The following is a 20,469-nucleotide window of genomic DNA, read 5'->3' on the forward strand; positions in this document are numbered from 1 at the left end:
TAGCAAACGTTACTGCCCAATTAGAGGTTAAACAAAGCGACTTATTGATTGGGGTAACTAAACTTGTCGCCTCAGTTAGTAACAAGCACGATGTTATTGGTGCTCTTTATGCCATTTTAAGTAATTGCTGTGTGTTAATGGTTTTGCAAATAAGAACCCTTGCACTGCGTTTACACCCATAGACTTTAATATATGTAGTTGCTCAGCACTTTCGACCCCTTCGGCTACAATATTAATATCTAAACTATGACCTAAACCAATAATAGACTGAACTATGCTTTGCCCCGATGCGTTATCCAACACTTTATCAATAAAGCTTTTATCTATTTTTAGTTCGTCTATCGGTAAAACACTCAAGTGCTTTAAACACGAGTAGCCGGTACCAAAGTCATCAATTGAAAATACAAATCCCTGCGACTTTAGCTCTTTCATTTGCTTTACCGTACTCATTAAATCACCCGCTAACATGGACTCAGTGATCTCTAATTTAATTTGTGAGGGTAATACATCATACGTCTCAATCGCTTTAAACAATTCTCCTTTTAAAGTAGAAGAATTAAACTGACACTGGCTAATGTTAATAGACACATTAAACTGGTTTTTCAGTGCGTTATGATCTCGAAGTGTTTCCAGTAAAATACAAATATCGCGCAATACAATGTTTTGTAACTTTTGAATTAAGCCAAATTGCTCGGCAATCGGAATAAACGAATTAGGAAAGATTAGTCCTTTGGTTGGGTGATTCCATCGTATGAGTGCTTCTGCACCAATAATACTGCCATCAATTGATAATTGAGGCTGAAAGTAAGCACAAAATTCATCACATGCAATCGCTCTGACTATATCTGTTTCAAGCTCAGTTTGATTTTCCAGTAAGGTTTGCAGTGCAGGATCGTAAAAGCTACTACTATTACCGCCTTTCATTTTAGAGCGATACATGGCGGTATCTGCAAATTTTAAAATATTTTCGCTAATAGCATTGGCGTTATTAATTAAACATATACCTATACTGCAGCTAACTTGAAACGCCAAATCCCCTATCTCAAACTTGTCATAAAAAACGCTTTGTACCACTTTAGCCATTAATTCTGATTCAAGACTCGCTTGCTTATGGCTATCTCCTACATTCTCAATGAGTATAATAAATTCATCACCGCCCACGCGGGCAAGGGTATCTGTTGGGTTTAAAACACGCGTTAGTCGCTGTGATAGCTCAACCAGTATTTCATCACCGGCATTGTGGCCTAATGAGTCGTTTATACGTTTAAAATTATCTAAATCTAAAAATAAGAGTGCGCCCGTGTGTTCAGACTGCTTAATTTGTTCAACATACATACTGAGTTTATCATTGAGCATTCTGCGGTTCGGGAGGTTTGTAAGCGGGTCAAAAAATGCTAACCGTTGCACCTCTTCTTCTGCCGCTTTACGAGTAGAGATATCTCTGGCCATCCATACTACATGTCGCTGAGAGGGATTATTAGGTTGGTAACTTTCAAGCGGGGCTGTTCGTCCTTCAAATGTAAGTTGTTTACCTTTTATATTTAGCTGATACTCAAACACTTGAACTTCATTAGTTTGAAGCGTTTTGGCAATTACCGCCATAATAGGATTAGCATCCTCGGGAGGCATAATATCTCTGACATTACGATTAATCACATGCTCTTGGCTTAAATATAAACTTTCATTAGTAGTGCCGTAAACGTTGGTATACTCCCCTTCTTCACTCAAAATAAGAGTTAGATCGGGAAGTACTTTTGCGAAGGCTTTAAACTTTTCATTACTTTGCTGTAATTCTGCAAGTAACACTTTTGATTTTAGTGACTCTGTGTGCTTTTCTAAAGCAATACTGGTGAAATCAACAAAAAAGTCTATTAACTCTAAATCTTGTGGTGTCGGTGACTTGGCACTGTCATGATAAATTGCAAAAGTGCCTAATATGTCTGATTGGGTTGAAATAATAGGGGTTGACCAGCACGACCTTAAATCAAAACTCAATGCCAACGCTTTATAGTTTTCCCATAAGGGTGATGTTGCAATATCTGAGGCTATTACTCGCTTTTTTTCATACACTGCAGTACCGCATGAGCCAACACTGGGGCCGATATGTACGCCATTAATTGCCTCACAGTAACCCTTTGCAATATTAGGCGCCGCACTATGAAATAGCTGTTCACCTTTGAGTGTTAATATAGAGCACTTTGCAGAGGAGTCTTCAATAAGCTCCTCAATAGATAAACAAATATTTTCAAGTACTTCATCAAGTGGCGCACCCAAGGCTATTTTAGATAATATATTTTGTTGCTGAGAAAGCAGCTTTCTGACTCTCATTATTTCAATCAAATTATATTCCTCAACAGTCACTTACGCTAAATGCGCCGCTATATTCTATATAATAATTTATTATAGTCTTTTGACTATACATAATATTGAAATTAGCATCTATGGTAATTTTGTCTATTGCCGAGCATTTTATTTCATTAAGCACTTTCGAAGAATTCAAAGCAATTGCCCAAGCTAGCAATTTATTATCATTCTATTTGAAATACCATTTATTAAATACTTTGTTACTTAAAAGTACTGTTTAAAATCATCAGGCTATTTATAATAGCCAAAAGATAAATAATCGATGAGGTTAGTGTGCAAATAACGCAAGGTATGGAATATTTTTTTTCCGGGTTTAAGTTAATTAGTCAAAAAGGACTAAAACGCTTTGTACTAATCCCCCTACTTATTAATATTTTATTATTTGGTAGCTCCTTATTCTTTTTATTTGGCTGGCTGAGTGATGGCTTTAATGCCGTAAATACCATGCTCCCAGAATGGTTAAGTTGGCTCGAATGGTTAATGTGGCCAATTGCTGTACTGGTGGTGCTGTTTAGTTACAGTATGTTATTTACCGTTATTACTAACTTTATAGCCGCACCTTTTAATGGCTTGCTAAGTGAAAAAGTTGAGCTGTATTTAACTGGTCAAAAAATTAACGACGATGGATTAGCTGATTTAGTCAAAGATGTGCCGCGAATGCTAGGCCGAGAATGGACTAAGCTTTGCTACTACCTCCCGCGCGCTATTGGCTTTTTTATTCTATTGTGGGTGTTACCGGTAATAGGCCAAGTGCTTTGGGTGCTTTTTACCTGCTGGATGTATGCGGTGCAATATAAAGATTATGCTTTTGATAACCACAAAGTTAGCTTCACTCAAATGAAAAATGACTTAAAAAGCAAACAAGGCTTATCTTACGGGTTTGGCTTTGCAGTGATGCTGCTAACCGCTATCCCATTTATAAATTTAATTGTGATGCCTGTGGCAGTGTGCGGCGCTACACGGTTATGGGTTGAGCATTACCGACCACAATATCGTAGTTAAAAAAAAATGGGCCTTTTGGCCCATTTTTTATACTCGCTAATCAATTAACTATATAAGCTTTGTGGTACTTTAATTACGTTTAAGTGCACCGTTATCTCTTCACGATCATGGTACAAATGCTTAGCTTGTAATTCGTAGCTAATACCAAACTTCGCCATTTCTTCTCTAATCATTTTTAGACATTCATACACACTATCAAAGCGTTTTTTCATCGGTAATTTTAGATTGAAAATAAGCTCTTTTGCATAGGCATTTACTGCCCAGTCAATCATCAAGTTAGTTACTTTCGTTGGCTTTTCTACCATATCGCAAACTAACCAAGTTATGTTTCTTTTTTCTGGACGGTATTTAAAACCATCTTCTCTAAAATGTTTTACTTGCCCTGTTTCCATTAAACTTTCATTCATTGGGCCATTATCTATCGCGCTAACAAACATACCACGGCGAACCAACTGATAAGTCCAACCACCTGGGCAAGCACCTAAATCAACGCTGCGCATGCCAGCTTGCACTCTTGACTCACGCTGCTGCTCAGGAATAAATACATTAAATGCTTCATCTAACTTAAGGGTTGAGCGGCTTGGACCATCGTTTGGCATACGTAAACGCAGAATCCCCATAAAGAAAGGTGAGTTGTTATAGCTATAAGAGTGACCCACATACGCAGTATTATTAGCTAAAAACAGCACATGCATTACTGGACGATTGGCTTTTGGTTCACGCAATACGGTATTTTGTTTCTCGAGCGCTTTTTTAAGCGGAGTTGATATCTTTTTACAAAAAGTCAGTAACTCCTTGCCCTCGTTGGTATCGGGTGTTTCTACTCGTAGTTCAGAGCATAAAGTAAAGTCTTTTGCGGCATCTACAATAGCGCCCACTCTATCCTCTAATGGCATATTTTCTATCAGGTTACCGGCAAACCATTGGCGTGCAAATACCATATTTTTAAAATCAACTTTTTTGATTATTTCGTCGCTGTGCTGCGCTTCAAAACATTCATAAATAACATAACCGGTATTTGGTTTTGCTTTTACATACCCAGCAAACCCTTGCTCGGCGGCGTGAAACGTTATTTCAGCAGCGGCATCGCTTTCAAAACCACTACGACAGTAAATCACAACACTAGACATATTAACCCTTAAACTCTTTAAAACTTAAATCGTGCAACTTGCACTAAAATAACTATCCAACCAATAATAAAACACAGTCCACCTAGTGGTGTAATTGGGCCCAGCCACTTTAAGCCGGTTAAAGCCAGTAAATATAAGCTGCCACTAAATAACAGTGTACCCGCTATAAAAAAACCACCTGCCATGCTTAAGTTAATGCCCCACTTTATTAAGATTGCCACTGCAATCAGTGCCAGCCCATGTACCATTTGATACTCGGCGGCGGTTTTAAAAATACCAATAGCGTAATCTGATAAGCGACTTTTTAAACCATGGGCAGCAAATGCGCCCAGTATCACTGAAAGCATACAAAAAAAGCTGCCTGCGAGTAAAAATAGTTTAATCATGTTTTTCCTCTTTTACATTCTCAATGGTGCTTTTGATAAAGTTAGCCGCCTGCATTGCTGCAACATTAAGGTTTTGTTGCTCGGTTATACCACTTTTTTTACGTGGTTTTAGTGAGTGGTCACCATCAGTTAACCATATATACTGCGGCTGTTTTGGCATTGCCATTGTGGCAAGCTCTTCACGGGTGCCAAAGGTGTCTCGTTCACCTTGTAGTACTAAAAAAGGACATGGTATGTCTGCAAAGTGATCTGTGCGGAGTTTTTCTGGCTTGCCCGGTGGATGAAACGGATAACCAAACGCAAGTACACCTAAAACAGCATGCGAGGTTGAGCAAGCAAGCATAGACGCCATGCGCCCACCCATTGATTTACCCCCTATAAATAGCGGTAAATTTGCATCAGCTTGAGTAAGTATATGATCAAAATATGTAAGTAATTTTGGTGCTCGCTCTGGTGGGCGACGTTTATTGGTTTGTTTAGCAATTTGCATGTATTCAAAATCAAACAGCCCAACGTCAATACCATACTCACTGAGCTGTTTGGCCATGGTTTGCATAAACTCAGAATCACTGCCAGCCCCTGCACCATGCGCAAATATAAACTGTGCGATTGCAGGTTGCTGACTGCTTTTAACCCATTCAATGCTCATTAATATTCTTGCTCCTGCTCAACTAGGCTTAACATCCAATCTTTAAATGACACAATTTTACCTAATTCATTTTGCGACTCACGGATCACCAAATAATAGGCGTTTTTGCTTTCTAAACTGTGATTAAACGGGATCACTAATCGACCTGCATCAATATCTGGTTTTGCTAAAACACTATTACCAATTGCAACACCTTGGCCATGTACCGCAGCTTGCAGCACCATAGATGAATGACTAAAAATAGGCCCTTGGTTAACTTGTACGTTGCGAACACCCGCGGTTTTCATCCATGTTTTCCAGTTTTTACGAGTGGTGTCATGCAACAACGTATGGTTTGCTAAATCACTTGGTTGATTAAGCGCTCTAGGGCCACTTAACAATAATGGGCTACACAGTGGCACTAAGTATTCAGTGTGCAATTTATAAGCTTGTACGCCACTCCAATGACCGCGACCATAATAAATTGAAATATCAACATCGTCTGTTAACGAGTTTTCGTCCTGATCTTGGGCTTTAATTCGCACATCAATTTCAGGGTGTAACTCGTTAAATAAGCTCAATCGAGGAATAAGCCATTGAATCGCAAAGCTCGGGGTTAAACTCACTGTTAGCGAGCCTTTTGCACCACGGGCTAGTAGCTTTTCGGTTGCGTCAATTAGCTGAGTAAAAATCTCTTTAATATCTAAAAAGTAGCCTTGACCTTCTTCGGTTAGAAGTAACGAGCGATTTTTACGCAAAAACAACTTTAACCCTAAGTGCTCTTCGAGGGTTTTAATTTGATGACTTACCGCAGCCTGCGTCACATACAACTCTTCTGCGGCTTTAGTAAAGCTTAAATGACGGGCTGCAGCTTCAAAAGCTTTTAGCGCGTTTAATGGAGGAACTCGTCTTGACATGGCAACCAAGCTTAGAATTAGTTTTTCTTATGCGGTGAATTATATACCTATGCTGGGAAAGAGTATATTCAAGCCACAAAAAAAGCGACCGAAGTCGCTTTTTAATGAGTAAATCACTTTTTTATAAATCGCTAGCACTGGTATCAAGCGGAGCAAAGCTTTTGATTAAATCATCAACCGCTTTCATTTGCGATAAGTACCCTTCTAATTTACTCAGTGCTAATGCACAAGGGCCATCACATTTTGCTTCATTTGGATTTGGGTGTGCTTCAATAAATAAGCCTGCAATACCCAGTGCCATGCCACTACGAGCCAGTTCTGCTGCTTGAGCACGACGACCATCGGCTGAATCAGCTCGACCGCCAGGACGTTGTAGCGCATGAGTAGCGTCAAATATAACGGGCGCCATGGTTTTCATGTCATCCATGCCCAGCATATCAACCACTAGGTTGTTATAACCAAAGCTTGAACCACGTTCACACAAGGCCACATTATTATTGCCCGCTTCATTAAATTTAGTAATGATATGACGCATTTCATGTGGGGCTAAAAACTGTGGCTTTTTCACATTAATAATCGCGCCTGTTTTTGCCATTGCAACCACTAAGTCTGTTTGACGAGCCAAAAATGCCGGTAGCTGAATAACATCAACAACCTCTGCAACCGGTGCTGCTTGATGAGGTTCGTGCACATCGGTGATCAGCGGAATATTAAAGGTATTTTTAATCTCTTCAAATATCTTTAAGCCTTCTTCCATGCCCGGACCACGGTAAGAATTGATTGACGAGCGATTGGCTTTATCAAATGACGCCTTAAATACATAAGGAATATTTAATCTAGTAGTCACTTCAACATAATGCTCGGCAATACGCATCGCTAAATCACGAGATTCCAGCACATTCATGCCACCAAATAAAACGAAAGGTTTATCATTTGCCAGTTCTATTTGATTAATATTTATAACTTGGTTGTTCATTTTAATTCCTTATGGTGCAACTGCTTGCATCATTAATCCACAAATATACGCCATATATGTACCTACACCATAGCCTAGTACTGCTAATAAAACGCCTACCGGTGCCAGTGATGGATGAAACGCAGCGGCGACAACAGGAGCCGAGGCCGCGCCACCTACATTGGCCTGAGAGCCAACAGCCATGTAAAATAACGGCGCTTTAATTAGTTTAGCAACAATCAGCATTAAGCTGGCGTGAGTTAGCATCCAAATTGCACCAAGCACAAAATACATTGGTGAATCAAAAATCGCCATCACATTCATATGCAGGCCAATTGATGCTACTAAGATATATAAAAATGCTGATGCCACTTTAGACGAGCCAAAGGCTTCGATATGACGCACTCTAGTGAACGATAAACTAATGCCTATAGTGGTCGATATAACAATAAGCCAAAAGAACTTACTATTTAAACTGTATTCTTTTGCCCATGCATAGTTATTGGCAAAGAACGGTCCTAAAATATCAGCACAAAAATGTGCTAAACCAGTAATACCAAAGGCAATAGCAATAATCATCATGTAATCATTCAGCGTTGGCATACGGGCATGCTCTGCATGGTATTTTTCAACACGCTGTTTTAAATCTTCAATCGCAGTGGTATCGGCCCCCGCTTTGGCATCAATCGCTTTATGGTTAGCCGCCATTAATAATAATACCGCCATCCATAGATTAGCCACAATCACATCAACAGTAACCATAGCAGAGAAGATATCACCGCCAACTTCAAACATCTCTTTCATAGACGCTTGGTTTGCGCCGCCGCCAATCCAGCTACCCGCAATAGTTGTCATACCTCGCCAAACAGCATCAGGGCCATGTCCACCCACTGCTTCAGGGTAAACGGCACTCATAATTAAAATAGCTAATGGCCCACCAATCACAATACCTGCGGTGCCCGTTAAGAACATAATTAATGCTTTAGGGCCTAGATTAATAATCGCTCTTAAATCAATGCTAATAGTTAGTAAGATTAAACACGCAGGTAATAAATACCGCGAGGCAACGTAATACACACTCGATTGCGAGCCATCAACAATACCAAAGGTATTTAGCAACGATGGTAAAAAATAGCACAGCAATAATGCAGGCACATATTTGTAAAATGTTACAAGCCCTGGGCGCTGACTTGACGAGGTTTTAAAAATAAAGCCTAAAATAATCGCCAGTAAACCTAGTACAACAGCATCATTGGTGATCAAGGCAGTTTGGGGATCAGCCATAACGTTTCCTATTTTTATTTTTAATGGTGGGTTTTATGATTATCTTCAAGTTCTTCGATTTGATGTTGGATGACTTCAATAGCAGGGTCGTCGGGACATTCATCAACAAAAAATTGTAAATCATCTCGTGCCATTTTAGGGCAACCTAGCTGATTTAGTAAATAGCCTCTGTCGCGTCGCTCATAGGGATCATCCCCTAGCATTTCCATTAACAAATCAACGCAAGTTAACGCATGACCAAATTTGTTCTCACTAATAAAAGACCATTTTTGTTGCGCTAAAAATAATTTATATACTTCGTCTTCAAAAATAAGCTCAAGAGGCTCTTGCTCTTGTGCATTATCTTCGTTGGTATTTTCAGGAATGATATACCAGCTTTGTTGACCACTACTTGGCTCAACAATGTACCCTTCATCATCGCTCATTGCGACGTGAATGCCCACTTCGCCTTGAGTTATGCTTACACTAGCATCAAGTTTTGCATGCTGTAAAAAATGGCATAACAAAATAGCTAAGGTCGTGGGTGTACCACTGCGCATAGATAAGGTGTAGCTAATACTGTTTAGCTTGTACTCAGGTACTTTAAGGCTTGACGCACTAAATAACCACTGACTGTAAAAGCAATCAAGTAGTTGTTCTAAACGATCATGTGCATCGCGTGTTTGCGAACAAATAGTCTCTATTTGTTGCTCAAACGCAGTCAATATTTCAAGACTTGGTGTTAAGTCTATTTGAGGGTCCCATTTAGCTTCTGCTTTAATACAACGATATATTGCCGGTGGCAAAAAATCATCGTAGGCATCTTCTATATAAGATTCATCGTGTTCATCAAACCCGAGGGTGGTCATTCATACTACAACATTCTAGAAAACGAACACGTAGTTTACCTAATTTTAAGGTTAGATACCAATAATCAGAAATGAAATAAAGAGACAAGCTTTACACCTGTAGTGTAAAGCTTAAGCAAGTATTGTTAATTACAACAATAGCGGGGCTTTGGCGGTTGCTAAAAAGCCAATAGCTAAGATAACCGCAGTGTTAAACACTAAAAACATAACTTTAGGTAATGTTGTGGTTTGCTTCGCACTAATAATCCCAACGGCGATATAAACAACCACCAATACAATTTTTTCTAATAGCCAAAGTTGCTCTAACGGGTTTATTTTAGCCATGGCCATTAAAGTAATAGCCGAGATGATTAGTAAGGTATCTATACTGTGGCTACCAATGAAAACCACTTTATTTTTAGCAAGGCTGCCACTGCCCATGCGCGAAAAAGAACGTACGTAAAATAAAATAATACTCACTAGCGCAATCGCCATGTGCGTATGTTTTAATGCTAAATAATCCATGTGTATTGTTACTTCTGTTTAGTTATGTGTTTTATCAGGAAAGCGTAAAATTACCGCTTCAAGTTCTTCAAGTTTATCATTGAATACATCAACAAGTTTAGGATCAAAATGCGTACCTTTGTTTGCATTGATCTCAGCAACGGCTTCTTCAAGTGTCCACGCACCTTTATAACAACGTTTATGACGCAGTGCATCATACACATCGGCCAATGCCACTATGCGAGCAAAAATATCGATACTCTCGCCTTTTAAGCCGCAAGGGTAACCAGACCCATCCCATTTTTCGTGATGTTGCTGTGCAATTAAGGCCCCTGCACTGACTATTTTACGCGGTGAATCTTTTAAAATGGCGTAGCCTTTGCCTGCATGGGTTTTCATAACTTCCCACTCATCACTGTTTAATTTACCGGGTTTATTTAAAATAGCATCCGGAATACCTATTTTACCCACATCATGTAGAGGCGAGGCAAAGCGAATTAAATTCGCTTGCTCTTCAGATAATCCATACGCTAATGCCAGTTCATAACAAATATAAGCAACCCGTTTTACATGATTACCCGTTTCACATGAACGCTGTTCAACTGCTTCGCTTAAACGATAGACAAGTTCTTGCTGGGTGGCTTCAACTTCAGTGTGTAATTGTACATTTTCAAATGCCAACTGCACATTTTGAGAAAAAATTTCGATTAGATTTCGTTGCGTATCTGTCAGTTTCGATGGCACACCGGATACAAATAACATCGAATTATGATTAAATTTACTACTACAATAGGCAAACAAATAGTCATCTTTATAAACAATTGCTTTGTTAGCTAGGGCTTCTTGGCACGCTAAGAGTTGATCTGCTGCTAATACTGTTTCTAGCTCTTCCCCTTCGCGCTTAGCAAAATCACCAGTGCCAGAGCAAACAATCAGTTTTTTATTTAATTCCTCTGACGGATTTTGCGCAACTAAGGTAGTGGCATACATAGCTTCGTCGGCCACATTAAGCAAGGAGGTTAGCTGCTGCATCACCCCTTCAATAAAGTTATCCATTGAATGAGTTGCAAAAATATTGCGAGAGGCGGTTATTATTTTTTCCAGCCCCTCACGTGACTGCTCAATAGAAATAATATCGCGATACGAACGAAGACTAGCCATCATCACGGTGAATAGTTTTTGTGCGGTGAGTTCTGTTTTAGATTTGTAGTCATTTATGTCGTAATTGACAATGACTTGACGCTCAGGGGCTTGACCTGGTTGCCCAGTGCGTAAAATGATACGAATGTAATTATTTTTAACGGTATTGCGTATGTATTTCGCGACTTGCAAACCAGCGTCGTCAGTTTCCATAACAACATCGAGTAGGATGATGGCTGCATCTGGGTGCTCATCAATTAACTTTTTTGCTTCTGCACCTGAATATGCGCTAATAAATTCCAAACGTTTATCTTGGAACTTAAAGTCACTCAATGCTAAACGGGTAACAGCGTGAACCTCTGGCTCATCATCAACTATTAAAACTTTCCATGTTCCTTGCTCTTCACTTGCTACTTCAGGTGGTTGTTCATTTGAAAATAAAAAATCTTCCATCACATAGAATTCCTTAAACCATATGCAAACAAACAACGGAGCTACTATAAATAATTTAGGGCCATTGTCCGAACGTTACGCGGTCGTTATTACCAAGATCTTTCACTGTGCTTACATTTATAAACGCCATTTGATTGAAAATATGACGCACAGCTGCACTTTGCTCAAATCCGTGTTCAATTAAAAGATAGCCACTTGCGTGTAAATAGTCACGTGATTGTGTAATTATTTGTTTAATATCAGCCATTCCTGCATCATCTGCGACTAATGCAGACAAAGGTTCAAAGCGCACGTCGCCTTGATGTAAGTGAACATCGTCATGTTCTATATAGGGTGGATTGGTTACAATTAGATCAAATTTTTTGTTTTTTAACACACTAAACCAGTTACTCTGCTCAACAGTCACATTATTAATAGCTAATCGCTCTTGGTTGCGCTTTGCCAACGCTACCGCATCATCAATACGATCAACAGCAATAATATCCCATGAGGGCATTTCGCTCCCAAGTGCCAGTGCTATAGCTCCCGTGCCCGTGCCTAAATCAAGTACTTTCGCGTTTTTAGGCACTTCGCACTCAAGCGCAAGTTCAACTAATGTTTCTGTATCAGGTCGAGGGATAAGTGTTGTTGGGTTCACTTCAAGCTGCAAACTCCAAAATTCACGACAGCCGGTAATATGCGAAACAGGTTCGCCTTGTAAGCGACGTTCACAGGCACGTTGAAATGCCTGATACTGCTCATCTGTGAGCTGTTTTTCAGGCCAAGTAAATAAATAACTTCGTGGCTTTTGTAAAATATTGAGCAGTAATACTTGTGCATCTAACTTTGCGCTATCACTACTTGATGCTAATAAATTAGTACCTGTAGTAATAGCGTTTTCAACAGAAGGCGTCACGATTAATCATCGCCCATTGCTGCAAGTAAATCTGCTTGATGCTCTTGCATTAGAGGCTCGACAACGGCGCCTAAATCACCCGCTACCACTTCATTAAGACGATAAAGCGTTAAGTTAATACGGTGATCGGTAATACGACCTTGTGGATAGTTGTATGTACGAATACGCTCAGAACGATCGCCGCTGCCAACTAAGTTACGACGTTCTGATGCTTCAGCAGCATGACGCTTTTCATCTTCAGCTTGCTGAAGGCGCGCAGCCAATACCGACATCGCTTTAGCACGGTTTTTATGCTGAGAGCGCTCATCTTGACACTCAACCACTACACCCGTAGGTAAATGGGTAATACGAATGGCAGAGTCGGTTTTATTTACGTGCTGACCACCCGCGCCCGACGCTCTAAAAGTATCAACTTTAATGTCGGCAGTATTGATTTCGATGGCTTCTGCTTCTGGTACTTCAGCCATAACAGCTACAGTACATGCTGAGGTATGTACACGGCCTTGAGACTCAGTTTCAGGAACACGTTGTACACGGTGAACGCCTGATTCAAATTTTAATTGCCCGTAAACACCTTCACCGCTGATGTTAGCAATTACTTCTTTGTAACCACCGTGCTCACCTTCGTTGGTGGTAACAACCTCTACTTTCCATTTTTTTGTTTCTGCGTAACGGCTGTACATTCTGAATAAGTCGCCAGCAAAAATAGCAGCTTCATCGCCCCCTGTTCCTGCACGAACCTCTAAAAATACATTGTTGTTGTCTCTCGGATCTTTAGGGAGCATCAGAACTTGAATGTCGTCTTCTAAAGTCGAAATCTGTGCTTTTGCTTCTTTGTATTCTTCTTGTGCCATTTCACGCATTTCAGGGTCTGAATCTTTAAGCATTTCTTCAGCACTGCTCAAATCCTCTTGTGCTTGCTGGTACGCTAAAAATGTTTTTACCACTTCTTCAAGCTCAGAGTATTCTTTTGAAAGAGTACGAAAGCGGTTTTGATCACTAATGACCGATGGGTCACTTAGTAGCGCTTGTACTTCTTCATAGCGCTCAACTAAGGTTTCTAATTTACGATAAACGGACTCTTTCATTTAACTGTTATTCCTGATCTATACCTAACATTTTTTTCAATTGATTTAACTGAGCCACTTCACCTTTTTTCGCTGCATCTTGGATGGCACGGGTAGGCGCGTGCATTAAGCGATTGGTTAATTTATTGGCTAGCTCTAAAATTACTTTTTCTGCATTTTTACCTGTATTTAGCTGGCTTAGGGCCCTATCTACAAGTTCTGCTTTTGTAGTTTGTACATCATTACGGTAGTGGCGAATTAAATCCACTGAATCAAGTGAACGCAGCCACATAAAAAACTCTTTGGTGCGCTCACTAATAATAATTTGTGCTTGTTCTGCCGCTTGCTCACGTGCAGCCATGTTTTCGCTAACAATGGCTTGTAAGTCATCAACAGAATATAAATAAGCGTCGTCAAGCTCTCCGACTTGACTTTCAATATCGCGTGGTACAGCAATATCTATAAATAGCATAGGTTTATAACGACGTTGTTTCAGTGCTTGTTCCACCACTCCTTTACCAATAATAGGCAAAGTACTGGCGGTGGAGCTAATAACAATATCGGCTTGGTGTAATCGTTCTGGTAATTGTGCCAAGGCAATAACATCTGCTGACACTTCATCCGCTAAGCCGCGAGCCCGTTCTATTGTTCTATTAGCTACCGTTATTTTTTGTGGCTCATTTTGGTATAAATGTTTTGCTACCAGCTCAATGGTTTCACCAGCACCAATTAATAGCACCTTGGTTTTGTCTAATTTGCCATAAATATGCTTTGCAAGATTAACCGCAGCAAACGCAACCGAGACTGCACTCGCACCAATGTTAGTTTCGGTGCGTACTTCTTTTGCCACTGAAAAGGTTTTTTGAAACAAACGATCAAAAGTTACACCCACCGCATCGTGGGTTTTAGCGCTGTTATACGCTTGCTTTATTTGCCCTAAAATCTGTGGTTCACCTAACACCAGCGAATCAAGCCCGCAGGCTACACGCATTAAATGGTTTATTGCTGCGCTGTCTTCATAACAGTAGATGTTTTTACTCAGTTCATGTTCATCTAAACCATGGAAACTGGCTAACCATTGCAACAATGTTTGGGAATTTTGTTGCGCAAGGCTACAATACACTTCAGTGCGATTACAGGTAGATACAATAACCGCTTCATTAAAGTCGGCATGACCACTTAATTGCTGTAGCGCCTCTGAAATTTGCTCAGGCGAAAAGGCCACTTTTTCTCGTAAATCTACGGATGCGGTTTTGTGATTAATACCAAGTGCTATTATGGTCATATCTGCCAAATATTGCTGAGCCCTACTACATAGGCGGCAATTTTATCAAAAATCTCAGGAATATGGAAAGTAAGGAACAACATTTGATTCGACAATATTTTATTTTAACCCTGTTATTTGTTTTTTTAACGGGCTGCGCCAATAAAAACAATTACAATACAAAAACTTACGAAGACTGGAAGTTACGTCTTAGTACACAAAAAACTTGGCAGGTGGAAGGTAAATTAGCGTTTATTAGCCCTGATGAGCGCCAATCTGCTAACTTAAATTGGCAACAAACACAAAATAGTAATCATTTAGTGTTAACCACATTTATTGGCACCCGAATTTTATCGCTCAAACAAACCGCAGTGGGGGCTGAATTAATATTTGATGAACAACAGTTTTTTGATACTAATGCGAGTAAACTTTTACAACGCTTAACGGGGTTTACTTTACCGGTAAATAACGCCGGTCAGTGGTTAAAAGCCACTATTGACGATCAAACCTTAGAAGTCGATCAATTAGGCCGTGCTAAAAGCGTGTTATGGTTTGATGACGCTGGCAAAAAATGGCAAATAAACTACACCAGTTACATACAAAAACACGGTTTTTGGTTACCTAATGCGCTAACCTTAACCCATCAAAAGATTAAAATTAAAATCAAACTCTACGATTGGCAGTTTAACTAATTATGAATACTCCCTTTGAACTTTCGCTGATTGCGCCGGCGAAGCTAAATTTATTTTTACATATTAATGGTCGCCGTGATGATGGCTATCATGAATTAGAAACCCTGTTTACATTTTTAAACTATGGCGACGAGCTCCATTTTACGCTTACTAATGATAAAAGTATTAGTATTAGCGGTGACACTCATGGCATTGCACTAACTGACAACTTAATTTATAAAGCAGCTTTATTATTGCAAACTCAGTGTAAAGTGAATTTAGGTGCAAAAATAAATTTAACTAAACGTTTGCCTATGGGCGGAGGTGTTGGTGGTGGTTCATCCGATGCTGCGTCAACACTTTTAGCGCTTAACACACTGTGGAATACCGCTCTTACACTAGATGAACTTGCAGATTTAGGCTTGAATCTCGGTGCAGACGTACCTGTATTCATTAAAGGTAAAAGTGCCATAGCACATGGCATTGGCGAGCAATTAGAGTATGTTAAATTGCCACAAAAATGGTACTGCGTTGTTTTTCCAAACCAGCATGTCAGTACTGCACAAATATTTACTCACCCCGATTTAAAACGTGACACGCCTAAACTTTTAGGTGACTGGCAACAACAGGTTTTGACTAACGATTGTGAGCCTTTAGTGAAAAAGCTGTGTCCCGAGGTTGAAAAAACCCTGCAGTGGTTGCTAAAATACGCCCCATCAAAGATGACCGGAACAGGTTCATGTTGTTTTGTTGAATTTGCTAGTCAAGTTCAAGCACAAGATGTACTTGCTAACCTCCCCCATACTTGGCAGGGGTTTATCGCATCAAGCGTTAATACTTCTCCTGCTCACACGGAGTTAGCCGCCATCATTGATAAATGAAGTAACGTACAAGTAATCATAAGTTAACCTACTTTGTTCATTCAATGTAAGTTAGTCCAAAAATTCAGTGCCTGAGGAACCCTACCGTGCCTGACATGAAGCTCTTCGCTGGTAACGCAACACCTGACCTAGCTCAAAAAGTTGCAAAACGTTTATATATTGAATTAGGCGATGCTGTTGTTGGCCGTTTTAGTGACGGTGAGATCAGTGTTCAAATTAATGAAAATGTTCGTGGCTCGGATGTTTTTATCTTACAATCAACCTGTGCCCCTACTAACGATAACCTGATGGAACTTATCGTTATGGTTGATGCGCTACGCCGTGCATCTGCCGGTCGTATCACTGCTGTTATTCCTTATTTTGGTTATGCTCGTCAAGATCGTCGTGTACGTTCTGCGCGTGTGCCAATTACAGCTAAAGTGGTTGCGGATTTCTTATCAAGTGTAGGTGTTGACCGCGTTCTTACGGTTGATTTACATGCTGAGCAAATCCAAGGCTTCTTCGATGTACCAGTAGATAACGTATTTGGCAGCCCGGTATTATTAGAAGATATGAAAAACCGCGACTTTGATGACGTGGTTGTTGTATCACCTGATATTGGTGGTGTTGTACGTGCCCGTGCAATTGCAAAACTATTAAACGATACCGACCTAGCTATTATTGATAAACGTCGCCCTCAAGCTAACGTTTCTCAAGTAATGCATATTATTGGTGACGTTGAAGGTCGTGATTGTATTATTGTTGATGACATGATTGATACCGGTGGTACATTGTGTAAAGCAGCTGAAGCTCTTAAAGAGCATGGTGCTAAACGTGTATTTGCTTACGCTACTCACCCTATTCTTTCTGGTACAGCTGCAGAAAACTTACGTAACTCTGTGATTGATGAAGTGATTGTAACTGACTCAATTCCACTGTCTGACGAACTAAAAGCGCTTGATATTGTTAAAGTATTAACACTTGCAGATATGTTAGCAGAGACTATTCGTCGCATTAGCAACGAAGAATCTATCTCGGCAATGTTTGAACATTAAAGTTAAACATTAATGAGTATAAAAGCGCCTTTTGGCGCTTTTTTTGTAGGTGATGTTTATTTTATAAACCCGCAGTGGTATGATAGCGCGCCTTTTGGCTAGGGACCTTGGTCGCAAAGGCCCTAACACTTTTAATTATTGGAGACATCATGTCTAACACAACTTATACTTATGACGCTGAACTTCGCGTAGAAACTGGTACTGGTGCGAGCCGCCGCCTACGTCGCGAAGACAAAGTGCCGGCAATCCTTTATGGAGCTGATAAAGAAGCTTTATCGCTTACTTTTGAACATAAAGATATGATCAAAGCACAAGAAGACGAAGGCTTTTACACTCACATCCTTACATTAAATGTAGGTGGCGAGAAAGTTGAAGCTATCTTAAAAGATATCCAACGTCACCCTTTCAAGCCTAAGCTTACTCACCTTGATTTCCAACGTGTAGACGCAACTCACAAACTAGTAACTAAGGTTCCTTTACACTTCATCGGTGAAGATAAAGTAACTAAGTTAGGTGCAACTGTTGTTCACCAGTTAACTGAAGTTGAGATTTCTTGTCTTCCTAAGTCACTTCCAGAATTCATCGAAGTAGACGTATCTGATCTTGTAGCTGGTGATTCAATCCACCTTACAGATCTTGCGTTCCCTAAAGGTGTTCAATCTGTTGAGCTTGGTAAAGGCGAAGGCCACGATCAGTCTATCGTTACTATCAAAGCTAACAAAGCAGCTCCAACTGAAGACGACGCTTCAGACGCTGCAGAATAATATTTAAGGTCTCGCACCTTGAATTCTATTCAAATGCTTGTGGGCCTGGCTAATCCAGGCCCCGAATACGCAAATACACGCCACAACGCAGGTGCTTGGTTCATTCAAGAACTCGCTGCACGCTACAACTGCACGCTAAAACACGACCCTAAATATCACGGCCTTACTGGCAAAGTGATTATTCAAGGCAAAGAATTCAAATTACTGATCCCCACCACTTACATGAACTTAAGTGGCAAAGCGGTGAGTAGTTTAGCCAATTTTTTTAAAATCCCAGTGGAAGACATACTTGTCGCCCATGATGAATTGGATTTAGACCCGGGCGTTGCCAAATTGAAAAAAGGCGGCGGACATGGCGGTCATAATGGCTTAAAAGACATTATTGCAAAAATGGCAAATCAAAAAGACTTTATGCGCTTACGCATAGGTGTTGGTCATCCAGGACATCGTGAAATGGTCACCGGTTGGGTGCTTGGAAAAGCAGCCAAGGAAGATCAGGAAAAAATGGATGCCGCAGTTGATGAAGCAGTTCGTTGTATGGAAATACTTGCTAAAGACGGTGTGTTAAAAGCACAAAACAGACTACATTCGTTTAAACCCTAGTTTTTAGGGGTATACGTACACACGTTTTAAACGAATCTAAACAAGGTATCTTACTATGGGTTTTAAATGTGGCATCGTTGGCTTGCCTAATGTTGGTAAATCAACACTTTTCAATGCATTGACTAAAGCGGGTATTGAAGCCGCTAACTTTCCTTTTTGTACCATTGAACCTAACACAGGTGTGGTACCGGTGCCAGATCCTCGCCTAGACGAACTTGCTAAAATTGTTAACCCACAACGCATTCTTACAACAAGTATGGAATTTGTGGATATTGCAGGTTTAGTTAAAGGTGCATCGAAAGGTGAAGGCCTAGGCAATCAGTTTTTAGCAAATATTCGTGAAACAGATGCGATTGGCCATGTAGTTCGCTGTTTTGAAGATGAAAACGTTATTCACGTAGCGGGTACTATTGACCCTGCGGACGACATTGACGTGATCAACACTGAGCTTGTGCTTGCTGATATGGACAGTGCTGATAAAGCAATTTTCCGTAATGCAAAAAAAGCAAAAGGCGGTGATAAAGACGCAAAAGAGCAAAATGCAGTACTTGAAAAAGTAAAAGTACATCTTGATGAAGGCTTAACTTTACGTTCTTTAGCACTAACAAAAGAAGAAAAAGCAGCAATTGCACCTATTAACTTCTTAACCATCAAGCCAACGATGTATATTGCCAACGTAGCAGAAGATGGATTTGAAAATAACCCACTACTTGATCGTGTGCGTGAAATAGCTGCCGCTGAAGATGCGGTTGTTGTACCTGTGTGTGCTGCCATCGAGTCTGAGCTTTCTGAGCTTGAAGATGAAGACAAGTTAGAGTTTATGGCTGACCTTGGTCTTGAAGAGCCAGGGCTTAACCTTGTTATTCGTGGCGGTTATGAATTACTGCACTTACAAACCTACTTTACTGCGGGTGTAAAAGAAGTTCGTGCATGGACTATCCCTGTGGGTGCAACAGCGCCACAAGCTGCAGGTAAAATCCATACCGACTTTGAACGTGGCTTTATCCGTGCACAAACAATTGCTTTTGATGACTTTATTGCATGTAAAGGCGAAAGCGGTGCAAAAGAAGCAGGTAAAATGCGTCAAGAAGGTAAAGAATACATTGTTAAAGATGGCGATGTAATGAACTTCTTGTTCAACGTATAATTAAACACTGCATCACCTTGAGTGGCTAATTGTTTTGAAAGGCTCGTTTTTACGGGCCTTTTTTATTTTCAGCCGAATAAAAACAATAATTAGCTACTTTTACCATAAGCTCAGAATTGTAAAACACATCTATAATTACAATGCCACGCTGATAAAGAGTGTTAAAAAAGCAACGTTTTAATTAAAAAGTAGCCGGTTAGCCTATTTTTCCTGCAAACAAACCAACTTAAGTGTTTTTTTGCAAAAAAGGTGTTGACGAATTTGGGGCATATCAGCATAATACGCCCCGCACTCAGCGATGAAGTGCTAACAAAAAAGATGGCTAAGTAGCTCAGCTGGTTAGAGCACATCACTCATAATGATGGGGTCACAGGTTCAAATCCCGTCTTAGCCACCATTTATTTTTTGTTGCTCAATGAAGAGTTTAAAATAACTACCATTTCTTTGATTAATTCAAAGCGATAATGCGGGAGTGGCGGAATTGGTAGACGCGCTGGATTTAGGTTCCAGTATCTTAGGATGTGAGAGTTCAAGTCTCTCCTTCCGCACCATA

At 40.2% G+C, this 20,469-nt stretch carries 20 protein-coding genes and 2 tRNA genes; 9 read left to right on the plus strand and 13 right to left on the minus strand.

Annotation, left to right across the window (positions count from 1 at the left end; translation table 11 throughout):
• Positions 1 to 93 precede the first annotated feature (93 nt).
• Positions 94 to 2,340 carry a bifunctional diguanylate cyclase/phosphodiesterase gene (locus AN392_RS16650; protein WP_055013322.1) on the minus strand — a complete coding sequence of 749 codons (2,247 nt, stop codon included), beginning with the start codon at positions 2,338 to 2,340 and terminating at the stop codon, positions 94 to 96.
• A 315-nt stretch (positions 2,341 to 2,655) separates the two neighbouring features.
• Between AN392_RS16650 and cysZ the strand changes: the two genes are divergently transcribed.
• Positions 2,656 to 3,366 carry a sulfate transporter CysZ gene (cysZ, locus tag AN392_RS16655; RefSeq protein ID WP_282454259.1) on the plus strand — a complete coding sequence of 237 codons (711 nt, stop codon included), beginning with the start codon at positions 2,656 to 2,658 and terminating at the stop codon, positions 3,364 to 3,366.
• Positions 3,367 to 3,410: 44 nt separating this feature from the next.
• Here the strand turns inward: cysZ and rlmM are convergent, their stop codons facing one another.
• The 12 genes from rlmM to hemA all read right to left on the minus strand — a co-directional run bounded on the left by rlmM (position 3,411) and on the right by hemA (position 14,837).
• A complete protein-coding gene (gene rlmM / locus AN392_RS16660; RefSeq protein ID WP_055013323.1) occupies positions 3,411 to 4,496 on the minus strand; it encodes a 23S rRNA (cytidine(2498)-2'-O)-methyltransferase RlmM in 1,086 nt (361 codons plus the stop codon).
• 17 nt (positions 4,497 to 4,513) lie between these two features.
• On the minus strand, positions 4,514 to 4,882 hold the full coding sequence (locus AN392_RS16665; RefSeq protein ID WP_010388367.1) for a DUF423 domain-containing protein: 369 nt from the start codon (positions 4,880 to 4,882) through the stop codon (positions 4,514 to 4,516).
• Positions 4,875 to 5,531: an alpha/beta family hydrolase gene (locus tag AN392_RS16670; RefSeq protein WP_010388363.1), complete on the minus strand. Its 657-nt coding sequence runs from the start codon at positions 5,529 to 5,531 to the stop codon at positions 4,875 to 4,877. Before AN392_RS16670 ends, AN392_RS16665 begins: the two co-directional genes overlap by 8 nt.
• Entirely contained in the window at positions 5,531 to 6,427 is an 897-nt protein-coding gene (locus AN392_RS16675; RefSeq protein ID WP_008115185.1) for a transcriptional regulator GcvA, read from the minus strand. Before AN392_RS16675 ends, AN392_RS16670 begins: the two co-directional genes overlap by 1 nt.
• Positions 6,428 to 6,548: 121 nt before the next feature.
• Positions 6,549 to 7,403 (minus strand): 3-deoxy-8-phosphooctulonate synthase, encoded by an 855-nt coding sequence (gene kdsA / locus AN392_RS18660; RefSeq protein WP_055013324.1) that lies wholly within the window; start codon positions 7,401 to 7,403, stop codon positions 6,549 to 6,551.
• Positions 7,404 to 7,412: 9 nt separating this feature from the next.
• Entirely contained in the window at positions 7,413 to 8,666 is a 1,254-nt protein-coding gene (locus AN392_RS18665; protein WP_010388358.1) for a DUF819 domain-containing protein, read from the minus strand.
• A 20-nt stretch (positions 8,667 to 8,686) separates the two neighbouring features.
• Positions 8,687 to 9,514, minus strand: coding sequence for a tetratricopeptide repeat protein (locus AN392_RS16690; protein WP_010388352.1), 828 nt, complete (start codon positions 9,512 to 9,514; stop codon positions 8,687 to 8,689).
• Positions 9,515 to 9,643: 129 nt separating this feature from the next.
• Positions 9,644 to 10,018, minus strand: coding sequence for a SirB2 family protein (locus AN392_RS16695; RefSeq protein WP_055013325.1), 375 nt, complete (start codon positions 10,016 to 10,018; stop codon positions 9,644 to 9,646).
• A gap of 18 nt (positions 10,019 to 10,036) precedes the next feature.
• Entirely contained in the window at positions 10,037 to 11,590 is a 1,554-nt protein-coding gene (locus AN392_RS16700; protein WP_010388348.1) for a DUF3369 domain-containing protein, read from the minus strand.
• A gap of 55 nt (positions 11,591 to 11,645) precedes the next feature.
• The gene (prmC, locus tag AN392_RS16705) at positions 11,646 to 12,485 is read right to left on the minus strand and encodes a peptide chain release factor N(5)-glutamine methyltransferase (RefSeq protein ID WP_055013326.1); all 840 of its coding nucleotides are present in this window, start codon (positions 12,483 to 12,485) and stop codon (positions 11,646 to 11,648) included.
• A gap of 2 nt (positions 12,486 to 12,487) precedes the next feature.
• Complete coding sequence (gene prfA / locus AN392_RS16710; protein WP_010388346.1) at positions 12,488 to 13,573, minus strand: peptide chain release factor 1; 1,086 nt, start codon at positions 13,571 to 13,573, stop codon at positions 12,488 to 12,490.
• Between the two features lie 7 nt (positions 13,574 to 13,580).
• Positions 13,581 to 14,837, minus strand: coding sequence for a glutamyl-tRNA reductase (hemA, locus tag AN392_RS16715; RefSeq protein WP_175610046.1), 1,257 nt, complete (start codon positions 14,835 to 14,837; stop codon positions 13,581 to 13,583).
• A gap of 83 nt (positions 14,838 to 14,920) precedes the next feature.
• On the opposite strand from hemA, the gene lolB reads away from it, so the two are divergent.
• The 8 genes from lolB (at position 14,921) to AN392_RS16755 (ending at position 20,467) form a co-directional block, all read left to right on the plus strand.
• Positions 14,921 to 15,508 (plus strand): lipoprotein insertase outer membrane protein LolB, encoded by a 588-nt coding sequence (gene lolB / locus AN392_RS16720; RefSeq protein ID WP_055013329.1) that lies wholly within the window; start codon positions 14,921 to 14,923, stop codon positions 15,506 to 15,508.
• Positions 15,509 to 15,510: 2 nt separating this feature from the next.
• On the plus strand, positions 15,511 to 16,368 hold the full coding sequence (gene ispE / locus AN392_RS16725; protein ID WP_055013327.1) for a 4-(cytidine 5'-diphospho)-2-C-methyl-D-erythritol kinase: 858 nt from the start codon (positions 15,511 to 15,513) through the stop codon (positions 16,366 to 16,368).
• A gap of 86 nt (positions 16,369 to 16,454) precedes the next feature.
• Complete coding sequence (locus AN392_RS16730) at positions 16,455 to 17,402, plus strand: ribose-phosphate pyrophosphokinase (protein ID WP_008115168.1); 948 nt, start codon at positions 16,455 to 16,457, stop codon at positions 17,400 to 17,402.
• A gap of 149 nt (positions 17,403 to 17,551) precedes the next feature.
• Positions 17,552 to 18,166, plus strand: a complete 615-nt coding sequence (locus AN392_RS16735; protein WP_010388341.1) for a 50S ribosomal protein L25/general stress protein Ctc — start codon at positions 17,552 to 17,554, stop codon at positions 18,164 to 18,166.
• Between the two features lie 18 nt (positions 18,167 to 18,184).
• Positions 18,185 to 18,769, plus strand: a complete 585-nt coding sequence (pth, locus tag AN392_RS16740; RefSeq protein WP_008115166.1) for an aminoacyl-tRNA hydrolase — start codon at positions 18,185 to 18,187, stop codon at positions 18,767 to 18,769.
• A 55-nt stretch (positions 18,770 to 18,824) separates the two neighbouring features.
• Positions 18,825 to 19,916 carry a redox-regulated ATPase YchF gene (ychF, locus tag AN392_RS16745; RefSeq protein ID WP_008115165.1) on the plus strand — a complete coding sequence of 364 codons (1,092 nt, stop codon included), beginning with the start codon at positions 18,825 to 18,827 and terminating at the stop codon, positions 19,914 to 19,916.
• A gap of 320 nt (positions 19,917 to 20,236) precedes the next feature.
• Positions 20,237 to 20,313: transfer RNA gene (locus AN392_RS16750), tRNA-Met, on the plus strand.
• A gap of 69 nt (positions 20,314 to 20,382) precedes the next feature.
• Positions 20,383 to 20,467 (plus strand) — tRNA-Leu (locus AN392_RS16755).
• The last annotated feature ends 2 nt before the right edge of the window (positions 20,468 to 20,469 follow it).

This window comes from Pseudoalteromonas sp. P1-16-1b (genome assembly GCF_001401785.1).
Taxonomy (GTDB): domain Bacteria; phylum Pseudomonadota; class Gammaproteobacteria; order Enterobacterales; family Alteromonadaceae; genus Pseudoalteromonas; species Pseudoalteromonas undina.

What these genes read in the sequence shown, in the direction of transcription:
- cysZ (WP_282454259.1), top strand. Translation starts at nt 2,656, where the DNA reads ATGGAATATTTTTTTTCCGGGTTTAAGTTAATTAGTCAAAAAGGACTA.
- rlmM (WP_055013323.1), bottom strand. Translation starts at nt 4,496, where the DNA reads ATGTCTAGTGTTGTGATTTACTGTCGTAGTGGTTTTGAAAGCGATGCC.
- AN392_RS16665 (WP_010388367.1), bottom strand. Translation starts at nt 4,882, where the DNA reads ATGATTAAACTATTTTTACTCGCAGGCAGCTTTTTTTGTATGCTTTCA.
- AN392_RS16670 (WP_010388363.1), bottom strand. Translation starts at nt 5,531, where the DNA reads ATGAGCATTGAATGGGTTAAAAGCAGTCAGCAACCTGCAATCGCACAG.
- AN392_RS16675 (WP_008115185.1), bottom strand. Translation starts at nt 6,427, where the DNA reads ATGTCAAGACGAGTTCCTCCATTAAACGCGCTAAAAGCTTTTGAAGCT.
- kdsA (WP_055013324.1), bottom strand. Translation starts at nt 7,403, where the DNA reads ATGAACAACCAAGTTATAAATATTAATCAAATAGAACTGGCAAATGAT.
- AN392_RS18665 (WP_010388358.1), bottom strand. Translation starts at nt 8,666, where the DNA reads ATGGCTGATCCCCAAACTGCCTTGATCACCAATGATGCTGTTGTACTA.
- AN392_RS16690 (WP_010388352.1), bottom strand. Translation starts at nt 9,514, where the DNA reads ATGACCACCCTCGGGTTTGATGAACACGATGAATCTTATATAGAAGAT.
- AN392_RS16695 (WP_055013325.1), bottom strand. Translation starts at nt 10,018, where the DNA reads ATGGATTATTTAGCATTAAAACATACGCACATGGCGATTGCGCTAGTG.
- AN392_RS16700 (WP_010388348.1), bottom strand. Translation starts at nt 11,590, where the DNA reads ATGGAAGATTTTTTATTTTCAAATGAACAACCACCTGAAGTAGCAAGT.
- prfA (WP_010388346.1), bottom strand. Translation starts at nt 13,573, where the DNA reads ATGAAAGAGTCCGTTTATCGTAAATTAGAAACCTTAGTTGAGCGCTAT.
- hemA (WP_175610046.1), bottom strand. Translation starts at nt 14,837, where the DNA reads ATGACCATAATAGCACTTGGTATTAATCACAAAACCGCATCCGTAGAT.
- ispE (WP_055013327.1), top strand. Translation starts at nt 15,511, where the DNA reads ATGAATACTCCCTTTGAACTTTCGCTGATTGCGCCGGCGAAGCTAAAT.
- AN392_RS16735 (WP_010388341.1), top strand. Translation starts at nt 17,552, where the DNA reads ATGTCTAACACAACTTATACTTATGACGCTGAACTTCGCGTAGAAACT.
- ychF (WP_008115165.1), top strand. Translation starts at nt 18,825, where the DNA reads ATGGGTTTTAAATGTGGCATCGTTGGCTTGCCTAATGTTGGTAAATCA.